General features: G+C 64.8%; 19 protein-coding genes. 9 read left to right on the top strand and 10 right to left on the bottom strand.

Features of this window, described 5'->3' with window-relative positions; all coding sequences use genetic code 11:
- On the top strand, positions 1 to 132 hold a 132-nt coding region (locus FJ039_08780), incomplete at its 5' end, for a transposase (GenBank protein ID MBM4406256.1).
- On the opposite strand, the gene FJ039_08775 is transcribed toward FJ039_08780, so the two are convergent.
- Genes FJ039_08775 through FJ039_08765 form a run of 3 tightly spaced genes read right to left on the bottom strand, consistent with a single transcriptional unit; the run spans position 107 to position 2742 of the window.
- Positions 107 to 955: a type II secretion system F family protein gene (locus tag FJ039_08775; protein MBM4406255.1), complete on the bottom strand. Its 849-nt coding sequence runs from the start codon at positions 953 to 955 to the stop codon at positions 107 to 109. The genes FJ039_08780 and FJ039_08775 overlap by 26 nt on opposite strands.
- A 44-nt stretch (positions 956 to 999) precedes the next feature.
- Entirely contained in the window at positions 1000 to 1383 is a 384-nt protein-coding gene (locus FJ039_08770) for a hypothetical protein (protein ID MBM4406254.1), read from the bottom strand.
- Positions 1384 to 1386: 3 nt separating this feature from the next.
- Positions 1387 to 2742 (bottom strand): type II/IV secretion system protein, encoded by a 1356-nt coding sequence (locus FJ039_08765; protein MBM4406253.1) that lies wholly within the window; start codon positions 2740 to 2742, stop codon positions 1387 to 1389.
- A 203-nt stretch (positions 2743 to 2945) separates the two neighbouring features.
- On the opposite strand from FJ039_08765, the gene FJ039_08760 reads away from it, so the two are divergent.
- From FJ039_08760 to FJ039_08725, 8 genes are all read left to right on the top strand, one after another.
- Complete coding sequence (locus tag FJ039_08760; GenBank protein ID MBM4406252.1) at positions 2946 to 3821, top strand: hypothetical protein; 876 nt, start codon at positions 2946 to 2948, stop codon at positions 3819 to 3821.
- Positions 3818 to 4270 (top strand): hypothetical protein, encoded by a 453-nt coding sequence (locus FJ039_08755; GenBank protein MBM4406251.1) that lies wholly within the window; start codon positions 3818 to 3820, stop codon positions 4268 to 4270. The genes FJ039_08760 and FJ039_08755 overlap by 4 nt, the downstream gene beginning before the upstream one ends.
- On the top strand, positions 4209 to 4643 hold the full coding sequence (locus tag FJ039_08750; protein ID MBM4406250.1) for a hypothetical protein: 435 nt from the start codon (positions 4209 to 4211) through the stop codon (positions 4641 to 4643). Before FJ039_08755 ends, FJ039_08750 begins: the two co-directional genes overlap by 62 nt.
- 290 nt (positions 4644 to 4933) lie before the next feature.
- On the top strand, positions 4934 to 5134 hold the full coding sequence (locus tag FJ039_08745) for a hypothetical protein (protein ID MBM4406249.1): 201 nt from the start codon (positions 4934 to 4936) through the stop codon (positions 5132 to 5134).
- A 78-nt stretch (positions 5135 to 5212) separates the two neighbouring features.
- Positions 5213 to 7960, top strand: coding sequence for a DNA polymerase I (gene polA / locus FJ039_08740; GenBank protein ID MBM4406248.1), 2748 nt, complete (start codon positions 5213 to 5215; stop codon positions 7958 to 7960).
- Between the two features lie 5 nt (positions 7961 to 7965).
- Positions 7966 to 8337: a VOC family protein gene (locus tag FJ039_08735; GenBank protein MBM4406247.1), complete on the top strand. Its 372-nt coding sequence runs from the start codon at positions 7966 to 7968 to the stop codon at positions 8335 to 8337.
- Positions 8338 to 8428: 91 nt separating this feature from the next.
- Positions 8429 to 9661 (top strand): CoA transferase, encoded by a 1233-nt coding sequence (locus tag FJ039_08730; GenBank protein ID MBM4406246.1) that lies wholly within the window; start codon positions 8429 to 8431, stop codon positions 9659 to 9661.
- On the top strand, positions 9661 to 10878 hold the full coding sequence (locus FJ039_08725; protein MBM4406245.1) for a CoA transferase: 1218 nt from the start codon (positions 9661 to 9663) through the stop codon (positions 10876 to 10878). The genes FJ039_08730 and FJ039_08725 overlap by 1 nt, the downstream gene beginning before the upstream one ends.
- Before the next feature lie 3 nt (positions 10879 to 10881).
- On the opposite strand, the gene pdxA is transcribed toward FJ039_08725, so the two are convergent.
- The 7 genes from pdxA to FJ039_08690 form a co-directional block, all read right to left on the bottom strand.
- The gene (pdxA, locus tag FJ039_08720) at positions 10882 to 11895 is read right to left on the bottom strand and encodes a 4-hydroxythreonine-4-phosphate dehydrogenase PdxA (GenBank protein MBM4406244.1); all 1014 of its coding nucleotides are present in this window, start codon (positions 11893 to 11895) and stop codon (positions 10882 to 10884) included.
- Positions 11896 to 11919: 24 nt separating this feature from the next.
- On the bottom strand, positions 11920 to 12921 hold the full coding sequence (locus FJ039_08715; GenBank protein MBM4406243.1) for a D-glycerate dehydrogenase: 1002 nt from the start codon (positions 12919 to 12921) through the stop codon (positions 11920 to 11922).
- Positions 12908 to 13363 carry a hypothetical protein gene (locus FJ039_08710; GenBank protein ID MBM4406242.1) on the bottom strand — a complete coding sequence of 152 codons (456 nt, stop codon included), beginning with the start codon at positions 13361 to 13363 and terminating at the stop codon, positions 12908 to 12910. Before FJ039_08710 ends, FJ039_08715 begins: the two co-directional genes overlap by 14 nt.
- A 61-nt stretch (positions 13364 to 13424) precedes the next feature.
- Entirely contained in the window at positions 13425 to 14249 is an 825-nt protein-coding gene (locus tag FJ039_08705) for a maleylpyruvate isomerase family mycothiol-dependent enzyme (protein MBM4406241.1), read from the bottom strand.
- Positions 14250 to 14318: 69 nt separating this feature from the next.
- A complete protein-coding gene (locus FJ039_08700; GenBank protein MBM4406240.1) occupies positions 14319 to 15569 on the bottom strand; it encodes a Glu/Leu/Phe/Val dehydrogenase in 1251 nt (416 codons plus the stop codon).
- 26 nt (positions 15570 to 15595) lie between these two features.
- A complete protein-coding gene (locus FJ039_08695; protein MBM4406239.1) occupies positions 15596 to 16303 on the bottom strand; it encodes a hypothetical protein in 708 nt (235 codons plus the stop codon).
- A 2-nt stretch (positions 16304 to 16305) separates the two neighbouring features.
- A complete protein-coding gene (locus FJ039_08690) occupies positions 16306 to 17625 on the bottom strand; it encodes an aspartate aminotransferase family protein (GenBank protein ID MBM4406238.1) in 1320 nt (439 codons plus the stop codon).
- Positions 17626 to 17634 lie beyond the last annotated feature (9 nt).

Raw genomic sequence — 17634 nt, 5'->3', positions numbered from 1 at the left:
GAGGTGCTCCTCGGACAGTGGAGGCGAATCTACAACGAGGTCCGGCCCCACAGCGCCCTCGGCTACCGCCCGCCAGCGCCTGAGGCGATGTTGCCACGACTGGCGTTCAGCAGTTCCGCCGGACTAATATAGCGAGTGGTACAAAGTCTGGGGGCAGGTCAGAGGTAAGGGAGAACATATTGCTCCGCAGGATGACGCCTCCCAGAACAGGCGCGCGTAGCAGGAGGCGGTCGCGCAGGTAGGCGCCGCGCTCGGTCTTGCCGTAGACCCAGCCGAGGGCGGCGATGCTTGCGGCCGCGATCGCGATGGTGGTGAACCACTGGTTCAGAAACTCGGTGAGATTCTTGAGCATCCGTGTCGCAAGGGGGAGGTTTGAATCGAATTCATCGAGCAACTCGATCAGTTGGGGCAGGGAGTAGACGATGAGGATGCCGCCCGCCACAAGGGCCATGAGCAGGCTGATGATGGGGTAGCTTAAGGCGCCGCGCACCTTATCCTGGACGCCCTTCTGCTGCCGCAGGCCGGCCCCGATGCGCTGGAGCGAAAGCGGCAGGCCGCCCGTGGCCTCGCCGACCTTGATAAGGCGCATGTAGGAAGCGGAGAAGACCGTGGTGTGCTTTTCCATCGCCTCAGAGAAGCGCTGGCCGCCTTCGATGTCCCGGATCACGGTGGCAAGGGCGTACTTGAGACCGGGGCTCGGCGATTCGTTCTTCAGCGTCTCCAGGGCGCGACGTAGCGGCACGCCGGAGCCCAAGAGCGCGGAGAGCTGTGTGGGAAAGTCCACAAGGTTCTGGGTGGTGGGCTTGAAGAGCGCCGGCGCCAGGTTGACGTAGGAGGTGCGCCGCTCTCTGACCGGGGCGAGCTTATAGGGGACAAGGGCCTCGCGCCGCAACGTCTCGTACGCGGCATCCACGCTCTCGGCATCCAGCCGCCCGCGCACCCGCTTGCCCGTCATGTATATGCGATGTAGTCAATGGTCGCCATAGACTTAGGTGGCCGCTAATCGATGAAGAAGGCCTTCCGCAGGACCTCGCCCACGTTGGTGACGCCCGCCTTCGCCTTGAGCATGCCGGCGCGCCGCAGCGGAACCATCCCCTGCGCCAGCGCTTGAGCGCGGATCTGCTGGCCGCTGGCGTTGGCGGCCACCAGCTTGCGGATCGGCTCTGAAACGGTGAGAACTTCAAAGACGCCCGTGCGCCCAAGGAAGCCGGTGTTGCCGCAGAAGTTGCAGCCCTGGCCCAGCGGCAGCTGCGGCGCAGGCTCCTGCATCTCCTGCTCGTAGGCCATGGCCTCTGTGGCCGTGAGGTCGCTGGGCACGCCGCAGTGGGGGCAGACCTTGCGCACAAGGCGCTGGGCCAGCGCGCCCACCACAGCCGTCGCCACCAGTTAGGGCTCTGTGCCCAGGTCCAGCAGGCGCACGATGGATGAGGCGGCGTCATTGCTGTGGATGGAGGCGAGTACCAAGTGGCCCGTGAGGGAGGCGTCCACCGCCGTGTGGGCCGTCTCCTTATCGCGGATCTCGCCGGCGAGGATGACGTTGGGGTCCATGCGCATGATAGAGCGCAGGCCGGTGGCGAAGGTGATCCCCGCCTGCCGGTTCACTTCGATCTGGTTGATCGTCTCCATCCGGTATTCCACAGGGTCTTCAATGGACATGATGTTGCCCCGGCTGCTCACCAGCTCTGCGATGGAGGCGTAGAGCGTCGTCGTCTTGCCGGATCCGGTCGGGCCGGAGACCAGGAGCATCCCGTAGGGAAGCGTCATCAACTGGCGCCAGGTATGGAGCGAGTTGGAGTCCAGGCCGATGTCCTCCAGCGTCACGAGGCCGCCGGAGCGGTCCAGGATGCGCACTACCAGCATCTCGCCCCAGGCCATGCCCACGGTGGCCACGCGGAAGTCCACCGTCTTCTCTCCGAACTTCAGGCTGAAGCTCCCGTCTTGGGAGCGCCGCCGCTCCGAGATGTCCATGTTCGCCAGGACCTTGATCCTGGAGACCATGCTTTCATGGAGCGTCAGCGGCAGTACCGCCACGTTCTGCAGTTGGCCGTCTATGCGGAAGAGGACCTTGGACGAATCGGAGGTCGGCACCAGGTGGATGTCCGAGGCGCGGCGCTTCACCGCCTGCAGCGCCACCGTCTCCACCGCTTGAATGGCGGAGAGCGCGCTCAGCTCCCCGCCCACCACCGCACCCGTCTCCGTGACGGTGGCGATGGCTCGCCCGGCGGCCGGCGCAGGCGCTACCCCGCCCGGCGGCGCAGGCACGGGGGCCGTCAGCCCGCCGGACTTCACGGCATAGGTGCGGTCAATCAGCTCTTTCAGGCCGCCGCCAGGCGCAAGGGCGAACTTGATCTGGCGGCCTGTCATGGACGAAAGCTGCGTCGAAAGGGCGAAGTCGTTCGGCATCATCGTCGCGACGCGCAGCGAACCGTCTGTGTCAAAACCCACCGGCAGGATCTGGTTCTTCCGGGAGAAGTCCTCTGGGATAAGGGCCAGCGCCTCCGGGTCCACCTCAACATGCTTCAGGTCAACGATGGGGATGCGCAGCTGGAAGCTCAGGACGGTGACCAGCGTCTCACGGGAGACCATGCGCTGGGCAACCAGCGTGTCCAGAAGGCCGGTCTTCTTCTCCTCCGCCAGTTGCTTCGCCTTCTGCAACTGGTCAGCCTTCATGAACCCGCCTTCCACGAGCACTTGCCCAACACGCTGTTCGAACGAGGTGACGCTGCTGCTGCGTGTCGTCAATTCGCCTCCCCACAAAAAGGGCGGTAAAAGAGCGCAGGCATGACCTGCCTCTCCGTGCCGGAATGCCTCACCACCCAGTTAGCCTATGGACGCTATGCTTGTGAAGAAGTTTTGAACCTAATTCAATATTGCCGGTTGGCAGGCTTCCATTCTCTTTTGATATGCCCTGATATACTGTGCGCCACTTTCCACGGGGTCACCTTATGGCGCGCCTTGAAGTCATAGACGTCCACCACCACTACGGCGAACTGAGCGACGCCCTAGGCGATTACGAAGGCCACGGCAGGCTCCTCACCCCGGAAGAAGACATCAAGTGGCGATCGCCCGCCCTGGATGCCTCCGGCGTCTCTTGGGCTGTCATCCAGCCTGCCCACAGCTACATGCGCGCCGACGGCATCCGCGACACGATGCGGATAAACGACGCCATCGCCCGCTACCGAGCCCTGGATCCGCTGCACTACCCCATGGCCCTGGGCATCCTGGAGCCCACCCACCGCGAGCGCAGTCTGGAGGAGCTTGAGCGCTGCCACGCCGAGCTCAAGCTCAACGGCTTTAGCTGGCACAGCCGCCTCCAGGGCGTCTACATAGACAACCGGTGGATGCGCCCCGTCCTCAAGCGCATGGCCCAGCTAAAGATGGCGCCCATCGTCCACACGAACCCGGAGTCCAAGATGGAGGCCCCCTGGCGATTGCAGAAGCTCGCCTATGAGTTCTCGGAGATGCTCTTCCTGGCGATGGACGGCTTTGACGCCTACGAGCAGGCCCACGAAGTCCTGCACATCGCCCAGCACACGCCCAACATCATCTGGGACCTGGGCAACCGCGCTCCCTGGGGCGCAGTCGAGCGCTTCATCCGGAAGTTCGGCTCCGAGCGTTTCGCCTTCAGCAGCGGCTCCAGCTACCCCTTCAACCGCTCGCCCAGACGCCCGCCGATGCTTGAGGCGATCCTCAACTCAACATTGCCCGAGCGCGATAAAGCGAATATCTTGAGCCGCAACGCCCGGCGGCTCTTCGGCCTGCCGGTGAACAGCGCGGTCAACCCAGGTCTCAATGCGCAAGCGAGGACGAAGAAGCGATGAAGGCAAAACATGCCGGGAAAAGACCTTCGTCAAAAGGGCAGGCCCGCCCGCCGGTTACCGGCCTCCTTCTGGTGCTGACCCGCTGCAAAGACCCGGTGCGCGAAGAGGAGTTCAACCGCTGGTATGATGGCGTCCACATCCCCCACGTTCTGGAGACAAACGCCCCCGGCCTGCACACGGTCCGGCGCTATAAGAACACCTCGCCCCAGCCCGGCGACCCCGGCTACCTGGCGGTGTACGATATGTCCGGCCGCGACCCGGAGCGCACCTTCGCCCGCATGCGAGCCGGCATGAACGCGCGCCGCGCCCAAGGCACCACATACACAAGCGACACTCTCGATATCATGCACGTTCAGACCTATAAGCGGATCAAGTTAAAGGAGCGTTATGGCTCGCAAGCCGACCGGTTTCATGGTGGTGCACGTCAGCAACACCACGCCCGATTCTGAGGAAGCCTTCAACCAGTGGTACAACAAGACCCACCTGCCGGAGGTCTTTGCCACAGGAACCTTCTATTCGGCGGTGCGCTATACCAACCCGAACCAGAAGCCCGGCGAGCCGCGCTACCTGGCCGTCTACGAGACCGATTGGCCGGAGCCGAAGGAGGCGTTCAAGAAGCTCATGGAGCTGACACCCACCTTCAATATGTGGCCCGGCCTGGACACGCTCTATGTGAAGAACTGGATACCCATAACAGGCCGGCTGGAGGCCCCGGCGCCGAAGCCGAAAAAGAAGGCCAAGGGGAAGGGTGCGAAGCGACCGGTGAAGGTAGACAAGAAGACGAATAAGAAGACAGGCAAAACGGCGAAAAAGAAGAAATAAGGGAGGCTGCCATGGCTGACAAGCGACCGACCGGCGTGCTGATGGTGCTGGTGAACAACAAGGCCACGGACCGGGAAGAGGACTTCAACAAGTGGTACAACGATATCCACTTGGGCGAAGTCTGCGGCACCGGCTCCTACTATGCCGCGAAGCGCTTCGTGAACACCAAGCCCGTCCTTGACCCGGGCGAGGCGCGCTACCTGGCTATCTACGAGACGGACTGGGACGACCCGGAGGCCGCCTTCGCCCACATGCGGACCAAGTCTCCCCAGATGAACGTCTGGCCCCACATCGAAGCGATCCAGGTCAAGACCTTCAAGTTCGTCAGCGAGCACAAGGTCGCGTCCGCCGCTCCGGCCAAAGCCCCGGCGGCCAAAAAGGCCAAGCGCAAGATCGTCAAGGCGAAGCCTGCCAAGAAGGCGAAGCGGACGATCGTGAAGGCCCGGGCCGCGAAGCCCAAGCGCTCCAAGGCCCGCGCCAAGCGCCGGTAATCCGCGTTTTCCCGGTTTGGCTGACCCTCTCTGGGTGTATAATGCCCGCGTCTCATGACGCCCACCCGCAGGTGACCCATGCCCGAAAAGCCACCCTCTGACGCCTTGGCGCGGCCTGTCCTCATGGCCATAGACGGCCATTCCATGGTCTACCGCGCCTATTTCGCCCTCGCGCCGCAGGCCGCCTTCAACCTTCGCTCTACCGGAGAGCCCATCGGCGCCGTCTTCGGCTTCGTCAATATGCTCCTCAAGGCTTGGGCAGATGTGAAGCCCGCCTACTGGGCCATCGCCTTCGATACGCGCGCCCCCACTTTCCGCGACAAGCTCTATGCCGATTACAAGGCTGGCCGCCCGCCCGCGCCTGATGAGCTGACCTCCCAGTTCGCCCGCGTCCGCGAAGTGCTGGAGGCCATCGGCCTCCCCATCCTGGAGAAGGACGGCTACGAGGCCGATGACATCGTCGGCACCCTGGCGCGCCAGGCGGAACGGCAGGGCATAGACACCGTCATCCTCACCGGCGATACCGATACCGTCCAGCTCGTCTCGCCCCAGGTGCGCGTCCGCTACCAAAGCGGCAAGGGCGATACCGCCATCTACGATGAGGCGAAGGTCCGCGAGCGCTATGGGCTGGAGCCTCACCAGATGATTGACTATAAGTCCCTCAAAGGCGACGACTCCGACCACATCCCCGGCATCCCCGGCGTCGGCGAAAAGACGGCCGCCAAGCTCCTGCAAGAGTTCAAGACGATAGACGGCCTCTATAGGAGCATCGAGAAAGTGGAGCCGCCGCGCATCCGCGAGCTGGTGCGGCAGCACGAAAAGCGAGTCAGGGAGAACGTGGTCTTGGTGACCATCAAGACCGATTCCCCTGTTGCCTTCGAGAGAGAGGCCATGAGCGCCGACCGTTACCAGCGCGCCAAGGCCGTTGAGGTCTTCCAGAAGCTGGAGTTCAACAGCCTCATGGCCCGGCTCCCCGGTGCGAACGGCGCAGAGGCCCAGGCGTCCGCCGCCGCTCCTGCCGCCCCTGCGAAAGACCGTTCCTACGCCGTTGTGGATACGGCAGCCGCGCTCGAAAAACTCGCCAAGGAGCTGGCGGCCGCCAAGCGATTCAGCCTCAACATCATCGGGACAAGCGAACAGCCCATGTGGGCGGAGCTTGTGGGCCTGGCCTTCAGCGCCGCTCCCGGCAAGGGGTGGTATGTGCCCGTGGGACACGCCATGGCGAACCAGCTCCCCGTGGACGAAGTCCTCGCCAAGCTCAAGGGGGTTCTGGAGAATCCGAAAGTCGAAAAGCTCTCCCACGATGGCAAGTACGCCGTCATCGTCCTGGCTAACAACGGCCTCGCTCTCCACGGCCTCGCGCTGGATGTGACCATCGCCGCCTACCTCCTCGGCGCAAAGAACCTCACCATCAAGGGTCAGGCCTTCGAGCGCTTGGCCGAGGAGATCCCCGCGCCAAGCGACCTCCTGGGCACCGGCGCGAAGCAGGTCACCGCCGCCCACACCGATATCGAGCGCATGAGCGCCCTCGCCTGCGCCCAGGCGGACATGGCGGCGCGCCTCTGGCCCGTCTACGAAAAAGAGCTCGCGGCAAAGGAGCTGACCAAGCTCTTCTTTGATGTGGAGATGCCCCTTCTCCCCGTGCTCGCGAAGCTGGAGCGCTGGGGCATCTCCATTGACTCGCCCATGCTGAAAAAGATGTCCGAGGAGATCGCCCAGAAGCTGGAGGAGATCCAGCAGGCCGCCTATCAGAGCGCAGGGGAGCGGTTCAACCTCGGCTCGCCGCAACAGCTTTCGGCGCTCCTCTTTGAAAAGCTCAACCTGCCCAAGTCCAAACGCACCAAGACCGGCTACTCCACGGACGCCCAGGTCTTGGAGTCCCTGCGGCCGCTCCACAAGGTCGTCGGCCACATCCTGGACTACCGGGAGGTCAGTAAGCTCAAATCCACTTACGTGGATGCCCTGCCCCAGCTCGTCCACCCCAAGACCCACCGCGTCCACACCACACTTAGCCAGACCGTCGCCGCAACGGGCCGTCTCTCCTCCAGCGACCCGAACCTGCAGAACATCCCCGTCCGCACGGAGACGGGCAAACGCATCCGCGACGCCTTTGTGGTCGGCGAGCCGAAGGGCTGGACCCTCCTCTCCGCCGATTACTCCCAAATCGAGCTGCGCGTCCTCGCCCACATTAGCAAAGACCCGGCTCTTGTGGAGGCATTCCAGCGCGGCGAGGATATCCACGCCTCCACCGCCTCCCGCGTCTTCAACGTCCCCCTCAAGGAGGTCACGCCCGATCAGCGCCGCTTCGCCAAGGTGGTGAACTTCGGCCTCCTCTACGGCATGGGCGAGTTCGGCCTTGCCACCCGCGCCGAGATGTCCCGCGAAGAGGCGGCCCCCATCATCGCCGAGTACTTTAAGAAGTACCCCAAGATCCAGGAATACCTGGACACGACCAAGCTGGAAGTGAAGCAGAAGGGCTATGTGCAGACGCTCCTGGGACGCCGCCGCTATATCCCGGAGGTGAACGCCGCCAACGCCCAGGTGCGCGCCGCCGGCGATCGCATGGCCGTCAACCATCCCATCCAGGGCACCGCCGCCGATGTCATCAAGGTGGCCATGATCCGCCTCCAGGCGCGGATGGACAAGGAGAGGATGCGCTCGCGAATGATCCTCCAGGTCCACGATGAGCTGATCTTCGAAACGCCCCTGGACGAGCTGGGCAAGATGAAGGCCCTGACCCAGGAGCTCATGCCCACCGCCCTGGACCTGGACGTGCCGCTTAAGGTTGACTTGAAGCAGGGGCGCACCTGGGGAGAGATGGAGTAACGTCAATGGTCGCCAAACGGCCCATAGGCAGAGTAGAGGCCATCGTGATAGATGTGTGCGACATCAAGCGCGGGCAGGCCTTCTGGTCGGCAGTGACCGGGCTCACCTTCGGGCCTTCCTACGAGCCGCAGTTCCGGCGCGCGGCGCTCTATCCCGGCTCAGGCATCAGCCTGGTGCTCCAAGAGGTCCCGGAAAAGAAGCGCCGCATCAAGAATCGCCTTCACCTGGACGTAGAAGTCGGCGATGCTGGAAGGGCGCTGAAGCAAGTTGAGGCCCTTGGCGGACGGTTGGCGCGGCACGTTCATACGAAAAGCGGGACGTACTTCATCGTCTGTGCCGACCCGGACGGCAATGAGTTCTGCCTTGTCTCCGAATGACGCCGTCCCGCCGTACGGCGCGCTGATTCACCCCTGCATCCGGTTCGCTCCCTTGCTATACTGTGCCCGCATTTCCTGAACAGTTCTCCCCATGCCAAACACGCCTCAGCCAACCGCCCTTGACGGCCTGAAAATCGTCGAGCTTGCCACCTTCGTCTCCGCCCCATACTGCGCCAAGCTCCTGGCCGATATGGGCGCCGAAGTCGTCAAGGTGGAGGAGCCTCTTCACGGCGATAGTTCGCGCGCCCGCGGCCCCTACCCCGGCGATATCCCCCACCCGGAAAAGAGCGGCCTCTTCATCTACCTCAATACCAACAAGAAGAGCGTCACCCTCAATCTCAACGATCCCGCCGGTCGCGATATCCTTCTGGAGCTCCTTAAAGAGGCCGATCTCTTCATCCACGACCGCACAGCCGATGAAGCCAAAGAGCTTGGCATAGACTACCCCTCCCTCCGCCGCCTCAACCCCCGCCTTATCGTCACCTCCGTGACGCCCTTCGGCCACACCGGCCCCTACGCCGAATACAAGGCCCACAACCTGAACATCACCCACGCCGGCAGCGAGGGCTACGTCCTCCCCGGCGGCTACGCCAATCGCATGAAGCCGGAAGGCCCACCGGTGAAGATCGGTGGCCACGCCGGCGATTACGATGGCGGCATCGCGGCGGCCGTGGGCGCCATGGCGGCCCTCATGGCCCGCGAGCTCCACGGCGTGGGCCAGCATGTGGACGCCTCCCGCCAGGAGGCGAATATCGCCCTCAACCGCGTCCTGTTCGTCACCTACCTCACGGAAGACAAGGTCTACCGCCGCGCCACCCGCAACTACTACTTCGGCGGCCTCTACCCCACGAGCGACGGCTATGTGGCCCTGCGCCCCTCGGAAGACAAACAGTGGTGGCTCTTCTCGGAAAAGGTCATGGAACGCCCCGATCTCTCCCATGACCCTCGCTTCGATACGCGCCCAGACCGCGTGCGGAACGGCAAGGAGTTCGACGCCATCGTCGCCGATTGGAGCCGCCGGTTCACCAAGCAGCAGATCTTCGATAAGTGCATCGAGGCTGGCGTCCCCGTCGGCCCATTCGCCACCGCGAAAGAGGTGGCCGATTCGCCCCAGATTAGATTCCGGCGCTACTTCCAGGAGATCGCCCATCCCGTCGCCGGGAAGGTCACGATTCCCACGGCGGCGCATCAGTTCGCCAAGACGCCCTGGCGTTTGCGCCACCCGCCCCCCCAGCTCGGCGAGCACAACAAGGAAATCCTCGGGGGGCGCATCGGCCTCACCGGCGAAGAGCTGGGCATCCTTCGCTCGAACGGGGTCATCTGATGCCGACTCCCCAATACAAACGACCGTTCGACGGCATCCGCGTCGTGGACTTCTCCTGGGCGGCGGCGGGCCCCCTTTGCACCCTCTACCTGGCCATGCTCGGCGCCGAGGTCATCAAGATTGAATCCTCCCGCAGTCCGGATATCGCCCGCCGGGGCTTCTACACCCCCGTTGCCGATATCAACGCCTCCCCCAACTTCAACGATGTGAGCATCAACAAACGCGATATCCGGCTCAACATCACCCACCCCAAGGGCCGCGACCTCGCCCTCAAGCTCATCTCCCAGAGCGATGCCGTCTTGGAGAACTACCGCCCCGGTGTCATGGACCGCAACGGCCTCGGCTATGAGACCCTGCGCAAGGTGCGCCCGGATATCGTCATGGTTTCCGCCTCCACCAGCGGCGCCAAGGGGCCGGAGAACCACCTGGGCGGCTACGCCACCACCTTCGGCGCTCTGGGCGGCATGGCCCACATCACCGGCCACCTGGGCGGGCCCGATACCGAGATATGGGACTCCTCCGATATGCGCCTCGGCACCGGCATCACCTTTGCCATGATGACGGCCCTCTACCACCGTCGCAAGACCGGGCGCGGCCAGCACGTGGATATCGCCTCCCGCGAGATCATCAGCAGCAACGTCGGCGATATCTTCATGGACTACTTCATGAACCAACGCCTGGCGAGAACCCGCGGCAACCGCGACGACATCATGGCCCCCCACAACTGCTACCCCTGCACGGGCGACGACCGATGGATCAGCATCGCGGTGCAGACGGACAAGGAGTGGCAGGCCCTGTGCGATGTGGCGAAGCGGCCCGATTGGGCGAAGGACGAGCGCTTCGCCGATGCCTATCTGCGCTCCGTCAACCAGGACGCCCTGGACGCCCTGCTGGCCCAGTGGACCCGCGATCAGGACGCCTGGGAGCTTACCCGCGCCCTCCAGCAGGCCGGCGTCGCCGCCATGCCCTCCCTGCCCGCCGATGAGATCTTCCACGACCCCCACAGCAAGGCCCGCGGCATCTTTTGGGACGTTGAGCACCCAAAGCTGGGAGCCACACACCCCGTGCGCCCGCCCTGGATCCTATCGGAAACTCCGGCGCGCCCCGATCGCTACGGGCCGATGTTCGGCCAGGACCAAGAGGCCATTTTGGGCGAAGTGGCGGGGCTCACCAAGACTGAGCTAGAGACCCTCAGGGGCGAAGGCGTCTTCGAATAGCCCCTACGTCGCCGTCGCCGAGATGCGGCGCGTCGTCAGGTGCACCGCCGCCTCGATCGCCTTCACCAGGCCCCGGTGCTTGGCAACGCCCTTCCCCGCGATGTCATAAGCCGTCCCGTGGTCAACGGACGTTCTGATGAACGGCAGGCCCAGGTTCACCGTCACGCTGCTCTCGAAGTCCAGCGTCTTGATCGCGATGTGCCCCTGGTCGTGGTACATGGCCAGAACCACGTCGAACTCTCCGCCCGCCGCGCGGTAGAAGACCGAATCGGCCGGGAAGGGCCCCCGCGCGTCTATACCCGCCGCCTTCGCCGCCTCCACCGCAGGCGCGATCTGCTCGATCTCCTCCCGTCCGATGAGCCCGCCCTCGCCGCCGTGGGGGTTGATCGCCGCAACCGCGATGCGCGCCCTGTCCATCCCCCACCGGGAGAACGACTCCGCCGTCAGCTTGATGCGCGCCAGAACGTTCTCTTTGGTCACATGGCGTACTGCCTCGGCAAGGGGCTTATGGGTGCTCAGGTGGACTACCCGCAGGCCCCTCGTCATCAGCATCGTCGCCACGTCCCGCGACCCGCCGATGCGCCCCAGGATCTCCTGGTGCCCCATCTCCTGCACGCCCGCCAGGTGTAGCGCCTCCTTGCTGATGGGGCACGTCGTCATGGCGGAGATGCGCCGCTCCATCGCCAGCCGCGCCGCCTTCTCGATCATCTGGACGGAGGCCTTCCCCGCCGCGGCGGAGACCCTGCCCATCGTCACGTCCTCCGACTTCAGGTCGCCCACGTCAAGCACGTCCACCGTGTTCGCGTCCGCCTCCGCCTCTGACGGCGCGTCCACCCGGCGCACTTTGAGCGGCGCGCGCGTGAACTTCAGGTCGCGCTCCACCACCCAGGCCTTGCCGACGACCAGCGGCCTGCACAGCTCGTTCACCTTCGGCTCCGCCAGCGCCTTGACTAGGACTTCAGGGCCGATGCCTGCGGCATCGCCCATCGTGATTGCGATGATAGGTTTTCTTGGCATAGCATCCCTACAAGTGTGTATTTCCTACGCGGGCGCGCGCGAGGGCCGGCGGCCTGTGGCCTCCGAATTCACGCAGTGCGTCGGCGCGCGCCCCTCCAGCACATCCACGATATTCAGCGCCGCCATCATCGCCATCCTCAACCGCGTTCCCCGGCTCGCGCTGGCGATGTGCGGCGTCAGCAGCACGTTCTCCATCTGATAGAGCGGGTTGCCTGCCGGCAACGGCTCCGGATCCGTCACATCCAGCGCCGCCCCGGCGATGCTCTTGGCCTGGAGCGCCTTGATGAGCGCCGCCTGGTCTACTACATCGCCGCGCGCCGTGTTGATGAGCGCCGCCGTCGGCTTCATCTTCGCCAGTTGCCTCGCGCCGATGAGTCCCCTCGTCTCCGCGTTCAGCGGCACATGCAGGCTGACAAAGTCGCTCTCTGCAAGCAGGGTGTCGAGGCCGGCATAGATGATCCCCAGCTCCCGCTCCAGCGCCGGTTTCCGCGTCCGGCTCTGGTAGAGGATACGCATCTGAAAGGCTCGCGCCCTTCGCGCCATCGCCTCGCCGATTCGCCCCACGCCAACAATGCCCAGCGTCGCCCCGTGCAGGTCTACGCCAAGCAGGCTCATCGGCTCCCACGTCTTCCACCTGCCCTCCCGGGCGAAGCGCTGCGCCTCCGGGACGCGGCGCGCCCAGGCCAGCAGCAGGGCGAAGGCGAACTCAGCCGTCGTTTCCGTCAGCACCCCCGGCGTATTGCCGATGTAGATGCCCCGCGCCGTCGCCGCCGCCACGTCAACGTTGTTATAGCCCACGGCCATGTTGCTCACCACACGCAACTGCGGCGCGGCGGCCAGCAAGGGAGCGTCAATGCGGTCGGTCAGCAGGGTGAAGAGCGCGTCGGACTGCTTGGCCTCAGCCAGGAGGCGTTCGTAGGGCGGCGGGAGGTCGGACTCCCACTGGCGCACCTCGGCGACTGATCGAAGAAGAGCGATGGCCTCTGGGAAGATGCGGCGGGTGACGTAGATGCTAGGCGTGGGCATTGGCTGGGACGGCGTAGGCCGGGGGCGCGCTCTCCAGGATGGCCTGCCTCACCTCGCGCCAGCGGCTGGCGAACATCTCGCGGTCTATCGTCTTAGCGAGGCTCATGTACCCGGCCATGGAGAGCATCTCCGGCATGTGGTCGCGGATCATCCCCATGGACCAGTCGAAGCCGTCTCCCACGCCCTTGGGATCTAGCGGCGTCGGCCGCGCGGAGCCCGGCGCATGGTAGTGGGGGCCGTTGGCCAGGCAATCGAAGCTGACGACCTCCGTATCCTTGCCATCCACCTCGGCATGCACGTCAATGGAGGGGCCCCAATCGTGCTTGCCTTCGATGATGAGATAGAGGTGCTTGATGTGGAAATTGAGCGGCCCCAGGGGAAGGACCCGCTCCTCTCCCAGTCTATAGACCTTCACATCCCGCTTCGGCTTCATCATCTCCATAGGCCGCCTCCTGCGTCGCTTCGCCCCATTTTACACGCTTGCAACCGCCGGGGGCGTCCGCCTAGATGCCCTGGAAGATATCGTTCAGGTTCTTGGCCATCTTGGCCTTGCCGGTGACCTTCACCTTGGCCCCCTGCCGCAGAATCACGCCAAGCAGGCCCTTCTTGGCCTCGGACTCCAGAGGCATCCGTCCCCACAGCAGGCGCAGGTACTGGTCCGCCGTCAGCGCGATGGTCACATCCGGCTTGGCCGCCGCGCCGTGGGTGAGGCTGAGCTTGCCGTCCTTCACCGTAATCGTTTTCGGGCCCACGCCGTCGCTCACTTGTAGGAGGTAGACGCCCTCCGATTTCATGGCCGCCTCCGGGTCGGCCAGCGGCCCGCCGATGATCGCCTCCGCCCGTGGGATCATCGCCTTCGCCCAGTCGGCAGGGATCGCGGCATTCGGGTTACGCCCGATCTGCAGGTCCCACCCGTGCAGGACGCTCTCGTTGGCCCATGTCCCGGCCACGTTCGCCAGCGGCACGGAGCCCCAGCTCATCTGCACCGTCGTTGTCGCTTGGGTGGGAGTCGTCTTCTGGAGGGCCGCATCCATCGCCATGCAGTTGGACTCCATCAGGTCCACCAGCGCTTTGTTGTCCAGCGTCGCCAGCTTCAGGTCGCCGACATTCGAAGGTCGCTTGTTGATGACCTCCTGAATCTTGGCGCTATAGTTCGCCGAGCCTCCCGCCAGGTGCTCCGCCAGGCGGCGGATATTCCAGTCCTCACACCCTGTGGGGCTCTCCCAGTCCTTGTCCTTGAGCGACTTTAGGTAGCGCACGTTGGCCTGGGTCGCTGCGCCGATGATCTTGCCGTTCGCCTTCGCCATCTCGTCCTGCGAGCGCTGCATGGCATGCTCCTTGTGATGCGGGTGTGGACACCCTCAGTCTACCGCCTTGGTCAAAAGATCGGCCTTGGTCTACACGAAGCCGCGCAGCCGATCGGCCTGGGCGACGCGCTCGATGGCGACGACGAAGGCCGCTTGGCGCAGGGTGAGCTTGTCCTTCACGGCGCGCTGGTGCACAGCGGTGTATGCCCGCGACATGATGCGTCGCAGCTCGTCGTTCACCCGTGTCTCGTCCCACCGGAACTGCTGGATGTTCTGCGCCCATTCGAAGTATGAGACGACGACCCCTCCCGCGTTCGCTAGGATGTCCGGGATGACCTTGATGCCCCGGTCGTTCATGATCTTGTCCGCCTCGGGCGTCGTCGGGTGGTTCGCCGCCTCCAAAAGGACCTTCGCCTTGAGCCTTCCGGCGTTCTTCTCCGTGATGACGTTCTCGATGGCCGCCGGGACGAGCACGTCGCAGGGCACCTCCAGAAGCTCCGCATTGCCCATGCGTTCCGTCTCCTTGAAGCCGATGACGCTCCCGGTGGAATCGTAGAACTTCAGGAGCGCATCTACGTCCAACCCCTTAGGATTGTGCACGCCGCCCTGCACATCGCTGACGGCGATCACCTTCGCTCCCAGCGCCGGCAGGAGCTTGGCGGCCCAGCCTCCCACCTGCCCGAAGCCCTGCACCACCACCTTCGCACCCTTCAGCGGCAGCTTGAAGTCCTGCATCGCCTGCTCCAGGACGTAGACGCACCCCCGGCCCGGCGCCGCCTCGCGGCCGTAGGAGCCGCCAAGCTCCACAGGCTTGCCGGTCACGATGCCCGGCGTATAGCCGTGCAGCTGGCCGTAGGCGTCCATCATCCACGCCATCGTCTGCGAGTTCGTCCCCAGGTCCGGCGCGGGGATATCACGGTTCACGCCGATGATATGGTCAATGCTTTGGGTGTAGCGGCGCGTCATCCGGTTCAGCTCCGGCTGGCTCAGCGTCTTGATATCCACCTCCACGCCGCCCTTCGCCCCGCCGTACGGGATCTCCACCACCGCCGTCTTCCAGGTCATCAAGGCGGCCAGGGCCCGCACCTCGTCCAGGTCGGCGTTGGGGTGATAGCGCACTCCGCCCTTGTACGGCCCGCGCGCCGCGCTGTACTGCACCCGGTAGCCGGTGAACGTCTTCACCGTGCCGTTGTCCAGCCGCACCGGGACGGCTACGGTCAGCTCTCGCCACGGCTTTCGCAGGATGCCGCGAAGGTTGTCATCGAGCCGGATGCGGTCGGCCGCCTCGTCAAAGAACGATGTCACTTGCGCAAAGGCGCTTTGGTGGTTGTTGGTGGTCATGCCGGAGGCTCCTCTGTAAGGGCGGGCTAGACTGCCTCCAGGCTCTCCATGAAGCGCTGGTAAGCCTGCGGGCCTTCCCGTCCCCATACACTAGCGTACACCGAACAGTTCGTGATCTGCGTTCCCGGGCCTCCCTCATAGAGCTTCAGGTCCGCCGCGGGCTTGCGGGCCAAGTCCACCTCCGCGGAGGGCGCGACCTCTGGCGTCACCTCGGCTGCCTGCCGGTTGGAAAAGGTGCGCAGAAAGATGAACCGGTGCCTATCCGTGGAGAGGGCGCAGGCCTCTTCCGCCACCACGCCGGGCTGGCGCGCCATCACGGACATGAAGTTGCGCTGGTAGGGGCGCCACGCCGCGTACTTCTCCGGCGCCACTCCGCCGCGCACCTCCTGCACGTAGAGCCCCGGCTTCACGAACTCGCCGCTTCCCCGCGGGCCCCAGACCATGTCGAACACGGCATAGTCCGTCCACACGGCGGGCCCGGCGTAGAAGCCCCCCTCTCGGGCGGGGCGGCCTGCCGCAAAGACCTCCGGGTTCGCCTTGGCCCGTTCCGAATCGCCCTTCGTCAGCCACTCGCGCAGGGCGATATAGCGATAGCCATGCCCAAGGACCTTCAGGATGCGGAAGGAGACGCCGCCCGGCTGCTTCGCCTGAACCGCCAGGTAGTCCGGGATGTAGCTCTCCCAAGCCGCGAGCTTCTCCGGCACAACCTCGAACTGGACGTGGTGGAGGAACATCGCTAGCCGCCCGCTAGGCCGTTTTCGATGATGGCCTCTCGCATCGCCGTCGCATACGCCTCGATGTGGCTCTCCGTCATCGGGTAGCTCACCGCGCCCCGCGTTGTGCGCGTCTGGAAGATGCCTCGTTTGGTCATCGAATCAATGATCTCCTGGGCCTTTTTGGCGTCGCCCTTCCACGCCGTCTCGTAGTTGTAGACCTCGTGTCGCGCCACATGGAAGGCGAAGAGCTGTCCCACGCCCGTCACTTGGATCGGCGCCTCCACCTCAGCGATCATGGCCCGCAGCCGGGAGCGGAGCAGGTCGCCCAGGTGGTGCAGACGGCGGTAGACCGCCGGTGTCATCGCCCGCAGCTGGGCCGCCCCCGCCGCCATCGAAAGGGGATGCCCCGCGAAGGTGCCCCCGTGGTTCACGATCGGCGTTCGCTTGCGCCTATCAAAGACGGCCATCACCGCTTCGCTGCCGCCCAGGCAGCCGATGGGCATCCCCCCGCCGATGATCTTGCCGCAGCACGTCATATCCGGCGTCACGCCGTAGTACTCCTGCGCCCCGCCGCGCGCGATCCCCATGCTGATCATCTCGTCGAAGATCAGGAAGATGCCGTAGCGCTTCGTGATCTCGCGCAGGAACTGCAGGAAACCCTCCCTGGGCGGGATCATCCCGGCCGCGCCCATCACCGGCTCCACAAAGACCGCCGCAAGCTCCTTCTTGTGCCGCTCGATGACCGCCTCGCAATAGGTCGGATTGTTGAAAGAGAGCAGTACAACATCCCCGGCGATCGCAGGCGGTATGCCGATGGCCGCTTGCTTCACCGGATTGTAGTCGCCGTCGTCCGGGATGCCGCCGGACATCAGGCCCAGGCCCGTGGAGAGCACGTCGTTCGTGCCGTGGAAGCCGCCCGCCATCTTGGCGAGCTTCATGCGCCCCGTCAGGGCGCGCGCGGCCCGGGCCGCGAACATCGTCGCCTCCGTGCCGGAGTTGCAGAACTTCAGCCGCTCGATGGATGGGACGCGCTCGCAGAGAAGGCGCGCCAGCTCCGTCTCCGTCTCATTGTGGGCTGTGAAAAAGGTCCCCTTTGTTACCTGGGAGGCGATGGCTCTGCGGACGGGCGCGAAATTGTGGCCGAAGGGCAGCGCGAAGCTCGCGTTGATGAAGTCAATGTAGCGATTGCCGTCGGCGTCATAGACGGAACAGCCCTCGCCGTGGTCAAGGAAGATCGGGTAGCTGCCGGAGAGCACGCCGCCCCGCGTGGAGCCTCCCGCGATGTAGCGGTCGAGCCGCGCGAAGGCCCGCTTCGACTTGGTGGTGCGGCGCGCTCCCATAGGCGTGGC

The organism is Chloroflexota bacterium (genome assembly GCA_016875535.1).
Classification (GTDB): Bacteria; Chloroflexota; Dehalococcoidia; order SHYB01; family SHYB01; genus VGPF01.
This window is presented reverse-complemented; position numbering and strand designations above follow the sequence as displayed.

What these genes read in the sequence shown, in the direction of transcription:
- FJ039_08755 (MBM4406251.1), top strand. Translation starts at nt 3,818, where the DNA reads ATGAAGGCAAAACATGCCGGGAAAAGACCTTCGTCAAAAGGGCAGGCC.
- FJ039_08705 (MBM4406241.1), bottom strand. Translation starts at nt 14,249, where the DNA reads ATGCAGCGCTCGCAGGACGAGATGGCGAAGGCGAACGGCAAGATCATC.
- FJ039_08750 (MBM4406250.1), top strand. Translation starts at nt 4,209, where the DNA reads ATGGCTCGCAAGCCGACCGGTTTCATGGTGGTGCACGTCAGCAACACC.
- FJ039_08690 (MBM4406238.1), bottom strand. Translation starts at nt 17,625, where the DNA reads ATGGGAGCGCGCCGCACCACCAAGTCGAAGCGGGCCTTCGCGCGGCTC.
- FJ039_08735 (MBM4406247.1), top strand. Translation starts at nt 7,966, where the DNA reads ATGGTCGCCAAACGGCCCATAGGCAGAGTAGAGGCCATCGTGATAGAT.
- FJ039_08715 (MBM4406243.1), bottom strand. Translation starts at nt 12,921, where the DNA reads ATGCCCACGCCTAGCATCTACGTCACCCGCCGCATCTTCCCAGAGGCC.
- FJ039_08760 (MBM4406252.1), top strand. Translation starts at nt 2,946, where the DNA reads ATGGCGCGCCTTGAAGTCATAGACGTCCACCACCACTACGGCGAACTG.
- polA (MBM4406248.1), top strand. Translation starts at nt 5,213, where the DNA reads ATGCCCGAAAAGCCACCCTCTGACGCCTTGGCGCGGCCTGTCCTCATG.
- pdxA (MBM4406244.1), bottom strand. Translation starts at nt 11,895, where the DNA reads ATGCCAAGAAAACCTATCATCGCAATCACGATGGGCGATGCCGCAGGC.
- FJ039_08730 (MBM4406246.1), top strand. Translation starts at nt 8,429, where the DNA reads ATGCCAAACACGCCTCAGCCAACCGCCCTTGACGGCCTGAAAATCGTC.
- FJ039_08695 (MBM4406239.1), bottom strand. Translation starts at nt 16,303, where the DNA reads ATGTTCCTCCACCACGTCCAGTTCGAGGTTGTGCCGGAGAAGCTCGCG.
- FJ039_08775 (MBM4406255.1), bottom strand. Translation starts at nt 955, where the DNA reads ATGACGGGCAAGCGGGTGCGCGGGCGGCTGGATGCCGAGAGCGTGGAT.
- FJ039_08725 (MBM4406245.1), top strand. Translation starts at nt 9,661, where the DNA reads ATGCCGACTCCCCAATACAAACGACCGTTCGACGGCATCCGCGTCGTG.
- FJ039_08710 (MBM4406242.1), bottom strand. Translation starts at nt 13,363, where the DNA reads ATGGAGATGATGAAGCCGAAGCGGGATGTGAAGGTCTATAGACTGGGA.
- FJ039_08700 (MBM4406240.1), bottom strand. Translation starts at nt 15,569, where the DNA reads ATGACCACCAACAACCACCAAAGCGCCTTTGCGCAAGTGACATCGTTC.